The sequence below is a fragment of the Streptomyces justiciae genome (assembly GCF_015163075.1).
Taxonomy (GTDB): Bacteria; Actinomycetota; Actinomycetes; order Streptomycetales; family Streptomycetaceae; genus Streptomyces; species Streptomyces justiciae.
In genome coordinates, this window is record NZ_JADDXU010000018.1 from 74,883 (window position 1) to 90,965 (window position 16,083).

The 16,083-nt window shown below is 71.3% G+C and carries 14 protein-coding genes; 11 read left to right on the top strand and 3 right to left on the bottom strand.

The annotated features are described in order from the left end of the window. Positions 1-55 precede the first annotated feature (55 nt). The 7 genes from IQ210_RS37380 to IQ210_RS37410 all read left to right on the top strand — a co-directional run bounded on the left by IQ210_RS37380 (position 56) and on the right by IQ210_RS37410 (position 7,345). Positions 56-817 carry an amino acid ABC transporter ATP-binding protein gene (locus tag IQ210_RS37380; protein WP_322657623.1) on the top strand — a complete coding sequence of 254 codons (762 nt, stop codon included), beginning with the start codon at positions 56-58 and terminating at the stop codon, positions 815-817. Further along, a complete protein-coding gene (locus IQ210_RS37385) occupies positions 817-1,866 on the top strand; it encodes an LLM class flavin-dependent oxidoreductase (RefSeq protein ID WP_194083681.1) in 1,050 nt (349 codons plus the stop codon). Before IQ210_RS37380 ends, IQ210_RS37385 begins: the two co-directional genes overlap by 1 nt. Then, positions 1,863-3,155 carry an NtaA/DmoA family FMN-dependent monooxygenase gene (locus IQ210_RS37390; RefSeq protein ID WP_194083682.1) on the top strand — a complete coding sequence of 431 codons (1,293 nt, stop codon included), beginning with the start codon at positions 1,863-1,865 and terminating at the stop codon, positions 3,153-3,155. Before IQ210_RS37385 ends, IQ210_RS37390 begins: the two co-directional genes overlap by 4 nt. A gap of 5 nt (positions 3,156-3,160) precedes the next feature. Beyond that, positions 3,161-3,928, top strand: coding sequence for a DUF1684 domain-containing protein (locus IQ210_RS37395; RefSeq protein WP_194083683.1), 768 nt, complete (start codon positions 3,161-3,163; stop codon positions 3,926-3,928). Between the two features lie 211 nt (positions 3,929-4,139). Beyond that, positions 4,140-5,042: a S1 family peptidase gene (locus tag IQ210_RS37400; protein WP_194083684.1), complete on the top strand. Its 903-nt coding sequence runs from the start codon at positions 4,140-4,142 to the stop codon at positions 5,040-5,042. A 129-nt stretch (positions 5,043-5,171) separates the two neighbouring features. Then, positions 5,172-6,029, top strand: coding sequence for a slipin family protein (locus IQ210_RS37405; RefSeq protein ID WP_194083813.1), 858 nt, complete (start codon positions 5,172-5,174; stop codon positions 6,027-6,029). 233 nt (positions 6,030-6,262) lie between these two features. Beyond that, entirely contained in the window at positions 6,263-7,345 is a 1,083-nt protein-coding gene (locus tag IQ210_RS37410) for a S1 family peptidase (protein ID WP_194083685.1), read from the top strand. A gap of 155 nt (positions 7,346-7,500) precedes the next feature. Here the strand turns inward: IQ210_RS37410 and IQ210_RS37415 are convergent, their stop codons facing one another. Continuing rightward, complete coding sequence (locus tag IQ210_RS37415; protein ID WP_194083686.1) at positions 7,501-8,550, bottom strand: ABC-2 transporter permease; 1,050 nt, start codon at positions 8,548-8,550, stop codon at positions 7,501-7,503. 133 nt (positions 8,551-8,683) lie between these two features. Between IQ210_RS37415 and IQ210_RS37420 the strand changes: the two genes are divergently transcribed. Together IQ210_RS37420 and IQ210_RS37425 are read left to right on the top strand one after the other, a co-directional pair. Then, entirely contained in the window at positions 8,684-12,094 is a 3,411-nt protein-coding gene (locus IQ210_RS37420; protein WP_194083687.1) for a DNA polymerase III subunit alpha, read from the top strand. After that, positions 12,091-13,059: a DNA polymerase Y family protein gene (locus IQ210_RS37425; RefSeq protein ID WP_194083688.1), complete on the top strand. Its 969-nt coding sequence runs from the start codon at positions 12,091-12,093 to the stop codon at positions 13,057-13,059. Before IQ210_RS37420 ends, IQ210_RS37425 begins: the two co-directional genes overlap by 4 nt. An 18-nt stretch (positions 13,060-13,077) precedes the next feature. On the opposite strand, the gene IQ210_RS37430 is transcribed toward IQ210_RS37425, so the two are convergent. Next, positions 13,078-13,452: a cupin domain-containing protein gene (locus IQ210_RS37430; protein ID WP_194083689.1), complete on the bottom strand. Its 375-nt coding sequence runs from the start codon at positions 13,450-13,452 to the stop codon at positions 13,078-13,080. 95 nt (positions 13,453-13,547) lie between these two features. Between IQ210_RS37430 and IQ210_RS37435 the strand changes: the two genes are divergently transcribed. Together IQ210_RS37435 and IQ210_RS37440 are read left to right on the top strand one after the other, a co-directional pair. After that, positions 13,548-13,991, top strand: coding sequence for a MarR family winged helix-turn-helix transcriptional regulator (locus tag IQ210_RS37435; RefSeq protein ID WP_194083690.1), 444 nt, complete (start codon positions 13,548-13,550; stop codon positions 13,989-13,991). A 172-nt stretch (positions 13,992-14,163) separates the two neighbouring features. Beyond that, positions 14,164-15,024, top strand: a complete 861-nt coding sequence (locus tag IQ210_RS37440) for an esterase/lipase family protein (RefSeq protein ID WP_194083691.1) — start codon at positions 14,164-14,166, stop codon at positions 15,022-15,024. Positions 15,025-15,079: 55 nt separating this feature from the next. Here the strand turns inward: IQ210_RS37440 and IQ210_RS37445 are convergent, their stop codons facing one another. After that, complete coding sequence (locus tag IQ210_RS37445) at positions 15,080-16,054, bottom strand: lytic polysaccharide monooxygenase auxiliary activity family 9 protein (protein WP_194083692.1); 975 nt, start codon at positions 16,052-16,054, stop codon at positions 15,080-15,082. Positions 16,055-16,083 lie beyond the last annotated feature (29 nt).

Genomic DNA, 16,083 nt, shown 5'->3' on the forward strand with positions numbered 1-16,083 from the left:
GTACGGGCGGTCCGCCCCAGACCCCCCACCCCTACGTTCGCGAGGAACCCCACCCATGACCGTCATGGTCGACATCAGGTCCGTCCACAAGAGCTTCGGCTCCCTGGAAGTGCTCAAGGGCATCGACCTCGCCGTGCGCACCGGCGAGGTCACCGTGATCCTCGGACCGTCCGGGTCCGGCAAGTCGACGCTGCTGCGCACCATCAACCATCTGGAGAAGGTGGACGGCGGCGCCATCAGCGTGGACGGCGCGCTGATCGGCTACCGGCGTGCGGGCGACCGGCTGTACGAGCTGCCCGAGCGCGAGGTGCTCCGGCAGCGCACGCGGATCGGCTTCGTCTTCCAGAACTTCAACCTGTTCCCGCACCTCACCGTGCTGGACAACATCATCGAGGCGCCGGTCTCCGCGCTGAAGCGCCCCCGCAAGGAGGCCGTCGACACCGCGCGCCGGCTGCTCGACCGGGTGGGGCTCGCGGAGAAGGCCGACGCCTACCCCCGGCAGCTCTCCGGCGGGCAGCAGCAGCGCGTCGCCATCGCGCGGGCGCTCGCGCTGGAGCCGAAGCTGCTGCTGTTCGACGAGCCGACGTCCGCGCTCGACCCCGAGCTGGTCGGTGAAGTCCTCGACGTCATCAAGGACTTGGCGCATCAGGGCACGACGATGATCGTCGTCACGCACGAGATCGGGTTCGCCCGCGAGGTCGCCGACACGGTGGTCTTCATGGACGACGGACGGATCGTCGAGCAGGGCCCGCCGGGCGACGTACTGGACAACCCGCGACACGACCGCACGCGGGCCTTTCTCTCGAAGGTGCTCTGATGCTGCATCTCTCCGCCGCCGTCGACCAGCCGTCCGTGTACGACGCCGCCTCCTACGTCGACCTCGCCCGCCTCGCCGAGCACGGCGTCCTCGACTTCGTGACGCTGGACGACACCTTCGCCCGGCCCGGGCTCGACGCGCTGTCCGTGCTGTCGCGGGTGGCGCCCGCCACCAACCGCGTCGGCCTCGTCCCGACCGTCACCACCACGCACACCGAGCCCTTCCATGTGCAGGCCGCCGTCGCCACCCTCGACTGGGTCAGCCGGGGCCGGGCGGGCTGGCGGCTCGATGTCTCCACCACCGAGGGCGAGGCCCGGCTCTTCGGCCGCCGGCACGCCGCCCCCGCCGAGGAGTTGTGGCGGGAGGCCGGGGAAGTGGCCGACGTGGCCGCGCGGTTGTGGGACAGCTGGGAGGACGACGCCGAGATCCGGGACGTGCCGACCGGCCGCTTCATCGACCGGGACAAGCTGCACCACGTCGACTTCGAGGGCTCGGGCTTCTCCGTCAAGGGTCCCTCGATCGTGCCCCGGCCGCCGCAGGGACACCCCGTCCGGGTCGTCGACGCGACCGAGGGGCTCGCCCGGCGTACTGCCGCCCGGTACGCCGACGTGGCGCTGGTGCGGGTGGCGAACGCCGCGCAGGCCGGTGCCGTACGGGACCAACTCCGCAAGGAAGCCGCCAGGTTCGGCAGGAACCCGGACGGGCTGCGGGTCCTCGCCAGCCTCCTCGCCGACCTCGGCGACGGCGAGCACGCCGCCGAGCCCGGCCATGGCGGAGGAGGGCCCCGGCAGACCGCGCAGGGCCCGCTGTACCGGGGCGGCCCCGTCGACCTCGCCGAGCTGATCGCCTCCTGGCACGGGTCCGGCGCCGTCGACGGCTTCCATCTCACGCCCGCCGCGCCGCGCCGCGACCTGGAGCGACTCGTCAACGGCACGGTTCCGCTGCTCCAGCACCGGGGCCTGTTCCGCACCTTCTATCCGGGCAGCACGCTCCGGGACCACCTGGGTCTCGCGCGGCCCGCCAACCAGTACGCGGGGGAGGCCTCATGACGAAGCAGATCCATCTCGCCGCCCACTTCCCGGGAGTCAACAACACCACCGTTTGGGCCGATCCGCGGTCGAGGTCGCAGATCGAGTTCTCCTCCTTCGAGCACCTCGCCCGCACCGCCGAGCGCGGGCTGTTCGACTTCTTCTTCCTCGCGGAAGGGCTGCGGCTGCGTGAACACAAGGGCCGCATCCACGACTTGGACGTCGTCGGCCGCCCGGAGTCCCTCACCGTGCTGAACGCGCTCGCCGCCGTCACCGAGCGGCTGGGACTCGCGGCGACGGTCAACGCGACCTTCAACGAGCCGTACGAACTGGCCCGCAGGCTGGCCACCCTCGACCACCTCAGCGGGGGCCGGGCCGCCTGGAACGTGGTGACCTCCTCCGACGCCTTCACCGGCGAGAACTTCCGGCGCGGCGGCTTCCTCGACCGGGCCGACCGGTACACCAGGGCCGCCGAATTCGTCGCCACGGCACGGGAGTTGTGGGACTCCTGGACCCCGGACGGCCTGTCCCGCCCGTTCGCCCACCGGGGGCGGCACTTCGACATCGCGGGCGAGTTCACCGTGCCGCGCTCCCCGCAGGGGCATCCGGTCGTCATCCAGGCCGGGGACTCCGACGAGGGCCGGGAGTTCGCGGCCGCCACCGCCGACGTGATCTTCACGCGGCAGAGCTCACTGGAGGCGGGGAAGGCCTTCTACGCCGATGTGAAGAGGCGGCTCGCCAAGTACGGCCGCGCGCACGGCGACCTGAAGATCCTGCCCGGCGTCTCCGTCGTCCTCGGCGACACCGCCGCCGACGCCCGGGAGAAGGCCGCCGAGATCCGGCGCCGACAGACCTCCCCGCAGACGGCGTTGCTCACCCTGGAGCAGATCTGGGGCGCCGACCTGTCCTCGTACGACCCCGACGGACCGCTCCCCGACTTCGACCCCGTGCCGGACTCCGGCATCACCCAGGGGCGGACCCGGCGCGGCGACACGGTCGCGATCGCGGAGAAGTGGCGGGCGTTGGCGCAGGAGAAGGGGTTGTCCATCCGGCAGACCGTCATCGAGGCGGGCGGCCGGCAGTCCTTCGTCGGCACCCCGCAGGCGATCGCCGCCGAGCTCGACGCGTTCGTGCAGGCCGATGCCGCCGACGGCTTCATTCTCGTACCGCATCTCACCCCCGGCGGGCTCGACGAGTTCGTGGACCGGGTGGTGCCGCTGCTCCAGGAGCGCGGCGTGTTCCGCACGGAGTACGAGGGCAGCACCCTGCGTTCCCATCTCGGGCTCGCAGAACCGGCATGGAAAGGCTGATCAGGATGACCACGGACGCGTTCGACGCGTGGAAGCAGTGGCACGAGGACCGTGTCGAGTCGGCCTCCGCGCCCTATGGGCCCCTCTCGCTCGCCGGCACCTACTGGCTGGAGGACTGTCCGGACGGCCGACTTCCGGACATCCCCGGGCTCTGGCGGACCGACGGCGACGCGGTCCTGCTGACGGCCGACGAGGCCGACGGGCTGACCCTGGACGGGCGGCCGGTGAGCGGTGAGACACGGCTCGCGGCGGACACGGGCCATCTCGCGCTCGGTGAGCGGCAGTTGGTGGTGCTGGTCCGTGAAGGGGTGTGGGGCGTACGGGACTTCGACCCCGCCTCCGAGGCGCGGCGCGCCTTCCGCGGCATCGAGGCCACTCCCTACGATCCGCGCTGGTCAGTGCCGGGGCGCTTCACGCCGTACGACGAGGACCGCACCGTACGCGTACCGAACGCGGACGGCCGGGAGCGTGGCCTCGGGCTCGGCGGGGAGCTGGCGTTCGCCCTCGACGGGCGGGAGTTCACGCTCCAGGTGACGGTCGAGGCGGACGGCTCGCTGTGGGCTGTTTTCGGCGATACGACGAGCGGGACGAGCAGCTTCCGTTTCCGGTTCCTGCGGCCCGCCGCGCCCGACGCCGAAGGGCGGACGACGGTCGACCTCAACCGGGCGCTGCTGCCGCCCTGCGCCTTCGCCGACCACTTCATCTGCCCGTTCCCGCCGCCCGGGAACACCCTGGAGGTCGCCGTCGAGGCGGGGGAGCGGAACCTGCTCTGAGGGATGGCCAAGTCTTGGCCGACACATGGGTGGTTCAAAGGTTGACGGCCGAAAGGCGCCCTTGCGTCTACCGGTCGTTCGGCCGAATACTCCCCCCAGCGCTTGTCAGGGGCACGGCGTGTTCGGAATCCGGACATTCGGGGCCCCTGGCTGCGCCTCACGGGCCCCGACCCCACGCGGGCCCCCGACTTCCCATGTGGAGGAACGACAAGTGAGGATCAAGCGCACCACCCCCCGCAGCGGTATCACGAGACGGACCCGGCTGATCGCCGTTTCCACCGGACTCGTGGCCGCCGCCGCGATCGCGATCCCCAACGCGAGCGCATCGGACGTGTCCACCTTCAGCACCACCCAGCTCAAGAGCGCCAGCAACTCGGTGCTCAAGGCCGACATCCCGGGCACCGCCTGGGCGGTCGACAGCAAGACCAACCGTGTCGTCGTCACCGTCGACAGCACGGTCTCCAAGGCGGAGATCGCCAAGATCAAGCGGCAGGCCGGCGCCAACGCCGACGCGCTGACGATCAAGACGACACCGGGCAAGTTCCAGAAGCTGATCTCCGGCGGCGACGCCATCTATGCGAGTAGCTGGCGCTGCTCGCTGGGCTTCAACGTCCAGGACAACAGCGGGAACTACTACTTCCTGACCGCCGGTCACTGCACCGACGGCGCGGGCACCTGGTGGTCGAACTCGTCCCACTCGACCACGCTCGGCAGCACCGCCGGCTCCAGCTTCCCGACCAACGACTACGGCATCGTGCGCTACACGAACTCGTCGGTCACCAAGTCGGGCGCCGTGGGCAGCCAGGACATCGCCAGTGCCGCCACGCCTTCCGTCGGCACCACGGTGTACCGCCGCGGCTCCACCACCGGCACGCACAGCGGCCGGGTCACCGCCCTCAACGCGACCGTCAACTACGGCGGCGGCGACATCGTCTACGGCATGATCCAGACCACGGTCTGCGCCGAGCCCGGCGACTCCGGCGGCCCGCTGTACGGCGGCACCGTCGCCTACGGTCTGACCTCCGGCGGCAGCGGCAACTGCTCCTCCGGCGGCACGACGTTCTTCCAGCCGGTCACCGAGGCGCTGAGCGCCTACGGCGTCCACGTCTACTAGGCCTCCGGCCTGACGGGCCCCCGTACGTGACTCGCGTACGGGGGCTCCCCCTTGGTCGTGCGGCGGAGTTACCTTCGGACTACAGGCAGTACTCCCTGTGGACGCCCACGACGGACCCTGGGGGCCGTGATGGTCGAGGAGCTGGTGGCGGCGGGAGTGACCCTCGCGTCCGCCGGAGCGGTGTACGCGATGGCCGCGGCGCGGGTCGTCAAACAGTACGAACGGGGCGTGGTGTTCCGCCTCGGCAAGCTCCGGCCGGAAGTGCGCGGGCCGGGGTTCACGATGATCGTTCCGGGCATCGACAAGCTCCGGAAGGTCAACATGCAGATCGTGACGATGCCGGTGCCGGCACAGGAGGGCATCACCCGGGACAACGTCACGGTACGGGTCGACGCCGTCGTCTACTTCAAGGTGACCGCGCCCGCCGAGGCGGTCGTACGCGTCGAGGACTACCGGTTCGCCGTCTCGCAGATGGCGCAGACCTCGCTGCGGTCCATCATCGGCAAGAGCGAGCTGGACGATCTGCTGGCCGACCGCGAAAAGCTCAACCAGGGGCTGGAGTTGATGATCGACAGCCCGGCCGTGGAGTGGGGCGTCACCATCGACCGCGTCGAGATCAAGGACGTCTCCCTGCCCGAGACCATGAAGCGCTCCATGGCCCGGCAGGCCGAGGCCGACCGGGAGCGGCGGGCCCGGGTCATCAACGCCGACGCCGAGCTCCAGGCGTCGAAGAAGCTCGCCGAGGCGGCCAAGGAGATGTCCGAGCAGCCGGCGGCGCTGCAACTGCGGTTGCTCCAGACGGTGGTGGCGGTCGCGGCGGAGAAGAACTCGACGCTGGTGCTGCCCTTCCCGGTGGAGCTGCTGCGGTTCCTGGAGAAGGCGCAGCAGGGGCATGCCGTGGCGCCGCAATCGGTGCAGGAGCAACGGCCGTCTCCCACGCCCCGTTTGGAGTCGGGCCACGAGGGGTCGAATTCAGGACAGGACTAGACCTCACGGGCTGGTGAAGGGTTACTCGCTCGTAGTGTTTGCAGTGTGAATTCCCCTGGCCTGACTGTTCACGGTCAAGGCAAGAGGGGCGCGCAACCGCGTTCTACGCGCGTCCGGAAGTCAACCTTGTGCACTCCCTGTGGGGTTCGGAAGAGTAGGCGCTCGTCAACCAGCCTTCCGGCCCACGAGGTCCCCACAACCGACCGGGCCGACCCCCCACAGGAGGACGCGAGTTGAAGCACCGACGCATACCCAGGCGGCGGGCCGCCGCGGCAGGTGCGGGCATCGCCGCACTGGTCGCCGCGGGAGTCACCTTCCAGACTGCGAACGCCAGCGAGCCCGCGAACGACCCCACACCGAAGGTCCTTTCCGCCCTCGCGGCCGGAAACCTCGCCTCGTCGCTCGACAAGGAACTCGGCACCGACGCGGCGGGAACGTACTACGACGCGAAGAGCAAGGCGCTCGTCGTCAACGTCCTCGACGAGGCCGCGGCCTCGGTCGTCGAGGAGGCCGGCGCCAAGGCCCGGGTCGTGGAGAACTCCCTCGCCGAACTCAGAAGCGCCCGTACGACGCTCAAGGACGACGCGACCATCCCGGGCACGTCCTGGGCGACCGACCCGACCACCAACAAGGTCGTCGTCACCGCCGACCGCACGGTCTCCGACGCCGAGTGGACCAAGCTCACGAAGGTCGTCGACGGGCTCGGGGCGACGGCGAAACTCCAGCGCACGAAGGGGGAGTTCAAGCCCTTCATCGCCGGTGGCGACGCGATCACCGGTGGCAGCGGGCGGTGTTCGCTCGGGTTCAACGTGAACAAGGGCGGCGAGGCGTACTTCCTCACCGCCGGGCACTGCACCGAGGCGATCTCCACGTGGTCGGACTCGAGCGGCACGGAGATCGGCACCAACGAGGTGTCGAGCTTCCCCGACAACGACTACGGGCTCGTCAAGTACACCGCGGACGTCGACCACCCGAGCGAGGTGGACCTCTACAACGGGTCCGCGCAGGCGATCACCGGGGCGGCCGAGGCGACGGTCGGGATGAAGGTCACGCGGAGCGGGTCGACCACGCAGGTTCATGACGGGACCGTCACCGGGTTGGACGCCACCGTGAACTACGGGAACGGTGACATCGTCAACGGGCTGATCCAGACCGACGTGTGTGCGGAGCCGGGGGACAGTGGTGGGTCGCTGTTCTCGGGGAGCAACGCGATCGGGCTGACGTCGGGGGGCAGCGGGGACTGCACCTCCGGTGGGGAGACGTTCTTCCAGCCGGTGACTGAGGCGCTGTCGGCCACCGGTACGTCCATCGGCTGACCGTGCGCTGTGGTGCGGGTGGTTTGTTCTCCCACCCGCACCACCCGTACAACTTTCGTCGTCGGGTGCGGGTGGCCCCTGTGGGGGTCGCCCGCCGTCGGCGACTGCGGGCTCCATGGCCGGCTGTCGAGCTTCGTCGGCCGGCTGTGGAGCCTTTACGGCGTCTGAGTCGGCAACGGTGCGCCCTCGCGCCGCGCGCGCAGCACCGACGCCCCCATCGTGATCACGATCCCGGCCGCCGCCCATGCCGACAGGACCAGCAGGGACGCGGTTGTGTCGTTGCCCTTGAAGTACGCGATCGAGCGGGCCACCCAGGTGCCCGCGCCCGGTGGCAGGGCCGGGCCGATCGCCTTCCAGAACGGTGGCAGCATCGGCAGCGGGAAGGCGCCGCCCGCGCTCGGGTTGCCGGCGATCACCACGAGCAGGATCGCCAGGCCGATGCCCACGATCCCGAACATGCCCTGGAGGGCGAGGGTCGCCGCCCCCACCGCGAACGTGACCAGCGCACCGAGCCCCCAGAAGGCCATGACGCTGCCGGGCAGCGCGTCCAGGATCGGCCCCACGATCACCGCGCCGCCGATCCCGCCGGCGATCGACACCAGCGCCATCACGACCAGCCGGATCGCCGCGCGGCGCGGGTTGGCGGGCCGGGCGCCGGTGCTGATCGCGAGGATCGACGCGGTCAGATAGCCGCCGACGCACCAGCCGACCACGACATAGAACGACGACAGTCCGTCGAAGTCGGTGGAGGAGGCGGGGGCCACGTCCACCGTACGCAGGCTCCGCTGCTGGGAGGCCTCCAGCGCGGTGAGGTACTTCTCCAGGGTGGTGGCGAGGACCGTGCCGCCGCCGCTCGCGACGAGGAGCGTGTCCTTCGGCCCGGCCACGTTGATGATCAGGGCCCCGTCGATGTCCCGGTTCATGATCTGCTTCCGGGCCGTCGCCTCGTCGGCCACCGCGCGCGGGTCCAGGGGCGAGCCGGGCAGCTGCTCCAGCCGGGTCACCGCCTGCTGGGCCGCGGCCCGCGGCGCCACCACCCCGAAGGGCACGTCCTTCGGCTTGGGATCGTGCAGCGCTCCCACGTAGGAGGCGATGAAGAGCAGCTGGAGGGCGAGCACCCCGAGGACGAGCAGCGTGGCCCGTGGTGTGACCGCGTCCTTCACCTCGGCGAGGAGGCCGCCGTTCTGGGTGCCGTTCTGTGTCATGTCCCCACAGTCCGAGGCGGCGGACGTTTTCGCAGGTGGGAGGCGGCCGAACGGTTATCGCACAGACGTTCGGGATTGGGGGTATGGTGGGGGTGAGGCAGTTGGGAACTGATGTTCGAAAATGGAGGCGCGGGTGCCCGGGTTCACGCATCTGCACACCGTCTCCGGGTTCTCCCTGCGCTACGGCGCCTCACACCCGGAGCGGCTCGCCGAGCGTGCCGCCGAGCGGGGCATGGACGCCCTCGCCCTCACCGACCGCGACACCCTCGCGGGCGCGGTCCGCTTCGCCAAGGCCTGCGCCAAGGCGGGGGTACGGCCGCTGTTCGGCGCCGAGCTGGCCGTCGAGGAGTACGAGCCGGTACGACAGGAGCGGCGCCGCGCCCCCGTCCGCGGCGGCGCCTTCATCGACGAATCGACCCCCCGCGTCACCTTCCTCGCCCGGGACGGCGCCCGCGGCTGGGCCGACCTGTGCCGCCTGGTGACCACCGTCCACACCGCCGCCGACACCCCCCTGCTGCCCTGGGCCGAGAACAGCGGCGACGGCCTGACCGTCCTGCTCGGCCCTGACTCCGACGTCGGCCGCGCCCTCGCCGCCGGACGCCCCGACCGGGCGGCCCGGCTCCTCGTCCCCTGGCGGGAGCGGTACGGCGACGCCCTGCGCCTGGAGGCCGTCTGGCACGGCCGCAAGGGAACCGGCCCCGGCTCGCTGCGGCTGGCCGCCCGTACCGTCGGCTTCGCCGCCGAGCAGCGGGTACGTCCCGTGCTCGGCAACGCCGTCCGGTACGCCGACCCCGGGCAGGGCCCGGTAGCCGACGTCCTGGACGCCGCCCGCCGGCTCGTCCCCGTCGGCGCCGCCAAGGAGCTGGACTCCGGCGAGGCCTGGCTCAAGGACGCGCCCGCCATGCTGGCGGCGGCCGAGCGGATCGTGGAGGCCGCGGGCTTCCGGCGCGACACCGCGCACCGGCTGCTGGAGCAGACCCGGGCGACGGCCGCCGAGTGCCTGGTCGACCCCGAGGACGACCTCGGCATCGGCACCGTCCACTTCCCCGAGCCGCACCTCGTCGGCGCGGGCCGCCGCACCGCCCAGCGCACGCTCGCCTCCCGGGCGGCGGCCGGGATGTTGCGGAAGGGATACGCGGGCCGGTACGCCTACTGGGAGCGGATGCACCAGGAGCTGGACATCATCGCCCACCACGGCTTCGCCTCCTACTTCCTGACGGTCGCTCAAGTGGTGGACGACGTACGGGAGATGGGCGTCCGGGTGGCGGCCCGAGGCTCCGGAGCGGGGTCCCTCGTCAACCACCTCCTCGGCATCGCCCACGCCGACCCGGTCGAGCACGGGCTGCTGATGGAGCGGTTCCTGTCCAAACGGCGGCTCGTGCTGCCCGACATCGACATCGACGTGGAGTCCGCGCGACGCCTGGAGGTCTACCGCGCGATCATCGACCGGTTCGACACCGAACGGGTCGCGACGGTCGCGATGCCGGAGACGTACCGGGTGCGGCACGCGGTCCGGGACGTGGGCGCGGCTCTGTCCATGGACCCCGCCGACATCGACCGCATCGCCAAGTCTTTCCCGCACATCCGCGCCCGCGACGCCCGCGCCGCGCTGGAGGAGCTGCCCGAACTCCGGGCGCTGGCGGGGGAGAAGGAGAAGTACGGGCGGCTGTGGGAGCTGGTCGAATCGCTCGACGCCCTCCCGCGCGGTGTCGCCATGCACCCGTGCGGGGTGCTCCTGTCCGACGCGTCCCTGCTGAGCCGTACGCCGGTCATGCCGACCAGTGGCGAGGGCTTCCCCATGTCCCAGTTCGACAAGGACGACGTCGAGGACCTCGGGCTGCTCAAACTCGACGTGCTCGGCGTGCGGATGCAGTCGGCGATGGCACACGCGGTCGCGGAGGTGGCGCGGGCGACGGGGGAGAGGGTCGACATCGACGCGATCGCCCCCGGCGACCCGGCGACGTACCAACTCATCCGGTCCACCGAGACGTTGGGCTGCTTCCAGATCGAGTCGCCGGGTCAGCGGGACCTGGTCGGGCGGCTCCAGCCGGCCACCTTCCACGACCTCGTCGTCGACATCTCGCTCTTCCGGCCGGGTCCGGTCGCCGCCGACATGGTGCGGCCGTTCATCGAGGCGCGGCACGGACGGGCGCCCGTCAGATATCCGCACCCGGATCTGGAGGAGCCGCTGAAGGGGACGTACGGGGTCGTCGTCTTCCACGAGCAGATCATCGACATCGTCGACATCATGACCGGCTGCGGACGCGGCGAGGCCGACCGGGTGCGGCGCGGGCTGTCCGACCCGGAGTCGCAGGGGCGGATCAGGTTCTGGTTCGCGCAGCACGCGGCGGCCCGGGGCTATGACGCGGAAACGATTCAGCGGACCTGGGAGATCATCGAGGCCTTCGGCTCGTACGGCTTCTGCAAGGCGCACGCGGTCGCCTTCGCCGTCCCCACCTACCAGTCGGCGTGGCTGAAGGCGCACCACCCGGCCGCCTTCTACGCCGGGCTGCTCACGCACGACCCCGGGATGTATCCGAAGCGGCTGCTGCTGGCGGACGCGCGGCGGCGCGGGGTGCCGATCCTGCCGTTGGACGTGAACAAGTCGGCGGTCGCCCATCGTATCGAACTGGTGTCTGATTCAGGGGTGTGGGGGCTGCGGCTCGCGCTCTCCGACGTGCACGGCATCAGCGAGGCCGAGGCGGCACGGATCGCGGACGGACAGCCGTACGCCTCGCTGCTGGACTTCTGGGATCGGGCGCGTCCCAGCAGACCGCTGGCTCAACGGCTCGCGCAGGTAGGGGCGTTGGACGCCTTCGGCGCCAACCGGCGTGATCTGCAACTGCACCTGACCGAGCTGCACCGGGGCGCCCGGGGCGGCGGCGGTGGCCAACTGCCGCTGGCCGGTGGGAAGAAGACCGCGTCCGCCGGGCTGCCCGACCTCTCCTCCGCCGAGAAGCTCAGCGCCGAGCTGGGGGTGCTGTCCATGGACGCCTCGCGCAACCTCATGGACGACCACCGCGATTTCCTGGGCGAGTTGGGCGTGGCCAGCGCGCGCCGGCTGCGGGAGGCGCGGCACGGGGAGACCGTCCTCGTCGCCGGCGCCAAGGCGGCCACCCAGACGCCGCCGATCCGGTCCGGCAAGCGGGTCATCTTCTCCACCCTGGACGACGGCACCGGCCTGGTCGACCTCGCCTTCTTCGACGACTCCCACGACGCCTGCGCCCACACCGTCTTCCACTCCTGGCTGCTGCTGGTGCGCGGGACGGTGCAGCGGCGCGGCCCGCGCAGCCTCAGCGTGGTGGGCACCGCCGCCTGGAACCTCGCCGAACTCGTCGAACTCCGCGCCGAGCAGGGCCTCGACGCGGTGGCGGCACGGCTGGCGGAGCCGATGCCGGAAGCCGGCGGGGATTCCACCGGCGGCCGGCGCATCCAGATGCCGACGGGATACGAACTGCATCCGTGGGCCGATCTGCGACCTGCGGGTCAAGAGCCTTCACAGGTACGGAAGTTGTGGCACCAGAGTCCGGGGAGTGCGGGATGACCATCCTCTGCGTACGTTTCCAGCTGCCGCCGGCGCACGAGGCGGCCCTGCCGGGGCTGCTCGGCCTGCTCGAGGACTTCACGCCCGTCGTGGAGGCGCTGCCACCGGACGGGGCGCTGGCCGATCTGCGGGGCGCCGAACGGTACTTCGGGCGCGACGCCGTCGAACTGGCCTCGGTGATCCGGGTCCGCGCGCTCGCCCACCACGGCGTCGACTGCGCGATCGGCGCCGGTCCCGGCCCAATGCTGGCCCGCATGGCGCTGCGGGACGCCCGGCCCGGGGTGACCCGCGCGGTCACCGAGGGGGAGGTGGCGGACTTCCTCGACGGGAAGCCGGTGGCCGCGCTCCCCGGCGTCGGCACGGCCACCGCCCGCACCCTGTGCGAGTACGGCCTCGACACCCTGGGCCGGGTCGCCGCCGCCCCCCTGTCCACGCTCCAGCGCCTGGTCGGCGCGAAGGCGGGCCGCGAACTGCACGAGAAGGCGAACGGCGTCGACCGCGGCCGGGTCGTCCCGAACGGCGTCTCCCGCTCACTGGCCACCGAACGCCCCTTCACCCGCGACGAGTTGGACCCCGACCGGCACCGCCGCGCCCTGCTCTCCGCCGCCGGTGAACTGGGCGCCCGGCTCCGCGCCCTGGACAAGGTCTGCGGCGCCCTCACCCTCACCGTGCGCTACGCCGACCGCTCCTCGACCACCCGCACCCGCACCCTGAAGGAACCGACCGCCCACTCGGCCGCGCTGACCAGGACGGCCTACGAGATGTACGAGGCGCTCGGCCTCCAGCGGGCCCGGGTCCGGGCGATGTCCCTGCGCGCCGAGACCCTCGGCCCCGCCGAACAGGCCTCGCACCAGCTGACCTTCGACCCCACGGACGACAAGCTCCGCCGCATCGAGGAGGTCGCGGACCGCGCGCGAGCCAAGTTCGGCCCGCACGCGGTGATGCCGGGGACGCTGGCGGCGTAACACCTCTTGTAGAAATGGTCAGTTGGCCCACGGCGGAGTGATGACCGTGCCGTCGGCCATCTCCGCCGACAGGCCGATGGACGTGGTGACCCAGGTGACGGCGGTCGCGTCGGTCGGGTTCTCGACGCTCAGGGTCGCGCCGGGGTTGACGATCACGGTGTCGCCCGCGGTGACGCGGTGGATGTCGCCGTCGAGGGTGATCAGCAGCTCGCCGGCGAGGAGATGGAGGATCTCCTCGCGGTTCACCGTGTGCGCCGGGGCCTTCGTCCCGGCCGGGATCTCCCCGCGCCAGGCGCAGAGCTCCTTGCTGCCGCTGAGGGGAGTGGCGAACGAGACGAACCGGGCGCCGTGGATCTCGTGGGTGACGGCTTCGGACGGGTGGATGACTGACATGGGAAACCCCCGGGAGCAGATGGTCAAGCAGGTTGACTATATGCTCCTATGGTCAAGCTGCTTGACCATTTCGTCAAGGGTGTTTCAATGCACCCGTGCAGAACTCCGAAGCCCTCGCCCTGACCGCCGTCCTGCTCGCCGCCGCGGGCGAACTGACGCAGCGCATCAACGACGGCGTCGTCGCGCGTGGATTCGAGGGGCGGCCCGCCTACGGGTTCGCGTTCACCCGGCTCTCGGCCGGCGGCGCCACGGTCACCGAGCTTGCCGCGCATCTCGGGGTGACCAAGCAGGCCGCCAGTCAGCTCGTCGACGAGCTGGTGCGCAAGGGGTATGTGGAGCGGCAGGCGCATCCGGGCGATGCGCGGGCCCGGCTCGTGGTGCTCACCGAGCGGGGGTGGGCGTGCACGCGGGCCGCCGAGGAGGCCGCCGCGGACGCCGTCCGGCCGTGGGTCGAACTGCTCGGCGAGAGTGAAGTGCGGGCGTTGCGTGATCAATTGGCGCGCATCGCGCCCTATGGTCCGATCAGGCCCGCCTGGTGACGGTTCATCTGCAGTCTCGCTCGTCTCTTGCTAGCACTGGAAGTTTTTACTGACGCGTAACTTCACACTTCCACTACTCGTCCGTAACTTGACGAATGAACAGCATCCTCGTGATCCGGATCACAGGGCGTAAAGCCGTCGCAACTCCCTTGAGCCGCAAGGAGATCACCCGATGCTGCCCTGGAAACGACTGCTCAGACCCCTGACCGCGCTGCTGCTGACCGCCGCGGTCGCCGTCGTCCCCGCCACCACCGCCCGCGCCGCCGACGCCCCCCACTCCGGCTGGAACGACTTCTCCTGCAAGCCCTCCGCCACCCACCCCCGCCCCGTCGTCCTCGTGCACGGCACCTTCGGCAACTCCGTCGACAACTGGCTCGGCCTCGCGCCCTACCTGAAGAACCGCGACTACTGCGTCTACTCCCTCGACTACGGCCAACTCCCCGGCGTCCCCGTCTTCAACGGCCTCGGCCCCATCGACAAGTCGGCCGAACAACTCGCCGCCTTCGTCGACAAGGTCCTCGCCGCGACCGGCGCCGCCGAGACCGACGTCGTCGGCCACTCGCAGGGCGGCATGATGCCCCGCTACTACCTCAGGTTCCTCGGCGGAGCCGCCAAGGTGAACGCCCTCGTCGGCATCGCGCCCAGCAACCACGGCACCACCCTCAACGGCCTCACCCACCTGCTGCCGTACTTCCCGGGCGCCGCCGACCTGCTCTCCACCAGCACCCCCGCCCTCGCCGACCAGGTCGCCGGATCACCCTTCCTCGCCAAGCTCAACGAGGGCGGCGACACCGTCCCCGGCGTCAAGTACACCGTCCTCGCCACCAAGTACGACGAGGTCGTCACCCCGTACCGGAGCCAGTTCCTCAGCGGCACCGGCGTCCGCAACGTCGTCCTCCAGGACCTGTGCCCGCTCGACCTCTCCGAGCACGTGGCGATCGGCCTGTTCAGCCTGATCGCCTTCCACGAGGTGGCCAACGCGCTCGACCCGGCGCACGCCACGCCGACGACCTGCGCCTCGGTCCTCGGATAACGCACGGTCGGGGTCTGTCCGACCTGAGCCGCCGGACAGACCCCGACCCCCGTGGCTAGCGGCCCTGTCGGCCGCCGCTCACCGCGCGCCGGCGCACCGATCCGAAGAGGATCGCCGCGCCGGCCGCGAGGACGGCCGCGCCGCCCATCGCGACGTACGCCGTGCTGCTGTCGCCGCCCGTCTCGGCGAGGTCCTGGCCGGCACTGGCCGCCTTCACGTCGGTGACCGGGGTCGTGGCCGGCTCTGCCGACGTGGACGCGTCCTGGTCGCCGTGCCCGCCGTGCTCGACCGTCGACTTGTCCGCGCCCTCCTCGATCTGCTCCTCGGACGGGGCGGAGGCGCTCGGGGCCGGGGACGCGCTGCCCGTCGTACCGCTGCCGCTACCGCTGTTGGTGCCGCCGTACGTCACGTCCGAGCAGGAGTAGAACGCCTCCGGGCTGTCCGAGCGCTGCCAGATCGCGTACAGCAACTGGGCGCCGGAGCGCTCCGGGAGGGTGCCGGAGAACGTGTAGTAGCCGTTCGCCGCGACCGGGTCGGTGGCCGTCGCCACCGGGTTCGCCAGGTCCAGGTCGTCCCAGGCGAGCGGCTGCGTCGGGTCGTAGCCCTCCTTGGTCAGGTACACCTTGAAGGTGCCCTTGTGCGGGGCCGTCACGCGGTACTTGAAGGTGTACGACCCACTGCGCACGCTCGTCGCCGGCCAGTCCGCGCGGGCCAGGTCGAGGCCCTTGAACTCGTCGGCGTTCGCGCTGCACAGCTTGCCGTCCGGGATGAGGGTCTGGTGCTGCCCGTTCGCGTCGCCGATGCGGACGCCGTTCCAGTCGTAGAGCGCCTGCGTGCCGCCCGCCGCGACCGCGGCCTTGCAGGCGTCCGACTTCGGGCTCTCGGGGCCCTCCGCGTAGCACTGGGCGACCCGGCTGACCGGATCGCCCAGCGTGCCGTGCGCCGACGCGGGCGCCGCGGCGAGCGCGGTGAGGGCGAGCGGGGCCAGGCCGAGAGCGGCGGCGGTGGCGGCCGTACGGCGTGCGGGCATGGCGGAACTCCTCGGAAACGGTGCTGACG